Annotated in this window: 1 protein-coding gene and 1 pseudogene; both read right to left on the reverse strand. The window is 45.7% G+C overall.

The genetic code is table 11. The features are described 5' to 3' along the window. Positions 1–404: MobA/MobL family protein (locus G4417_RS16480; protein WP_173684235.1), on the reverse strand; the 404-nt coding region annotated here is incomplete at its 3' end. Positions 405–731: 327 nt separating this feature from the next. Next, positions 732–909 (reverse strand): annotated as a pseudogene (locus tag G4417_RS16485) (relaxasome subunit MobC); the annotation flags it as partial.

Raw genomic sequence — 909 nt, forward strand, 5'->3', positions numbered from 1 at the left:
ATTTGTTCCTGTCTGTTCCATTCTTTGGGAAGGGCAAATTCAAATGACCTGCCAAGTTGGGCATCTGCATTTTTTTCAATCTTCAATACCTCATTCCATAACCTTTGTTTCTGAAATGTGATTTTAAATTTTTCTAAAGCAGCTTCTTTATCTGCTGACCTTTTGTATCGGACAGATTCCTGAAAGCGTTTTATATTTTCTTCTGGTACTATCTGCCATTCAGGAGGTGCGTTTTCACACATCATCAGACTGGTGTAGACCACTTCTTTTTTGGAAGTGTAATAACTGATTCTCCCGGTTTCCTCGTTTTTCATCACATCTCCATTGAGATATGCGGAAGCGGAGATAACAGATTTCCCTTTACTTCGTCCGACTATTTTGATTGTGTAATGAAAAATCGCCATATCTGGATTCCTCCTTTCTGCACATCCGGTATAGATTTCCGGCAACATTGCTTTCGATTTTAGAAAAGGCAGCATTGCCGGAACGCCCTCTGCGTAAGAGTGCCCTGCGCATAGCAGCCTGCATGGAATGCGCCTCTCTGGCGAAGAGTGCCTCCTGTGGCATGAGCAGGTCTGGCTGAAAGCCCCGCCGACGGAACGAGCCCGGCAAGCGTGAGCGCAGACCGGTTGCCACTTGTGGCAAACTTATTGGGACGACCTCTGGTTGTCCATAAGTGCGCCCTTCATAAAAAAGCAATGAAGGGAATGAAAACCTCATCCCCTCCGCCATTACACTTCCTCCATATCGGTATTTGTTTCTTTCTGCATTGCCTTTGAGAAAAATTTCCCGTTGGCTTCCTGCTTTTTCAGAAAACCAATCAGCTTTGGGATGTCTTCTTCCTCAATAGGCGAACCAAGAACGGATTCCACCGCACCGCCAACCTGACAGAGCCTATGGGTTCGTTTT

The organism is Blautia wexlerae (genome assembly GCF_013300825.1).
GTDB classification, from domain to species: Bacteria; Bacillota; Clostridia; order Lachnospirales; family Lachnospiraceae; genus Blautia_A; species Blautia_A wexlerae_B.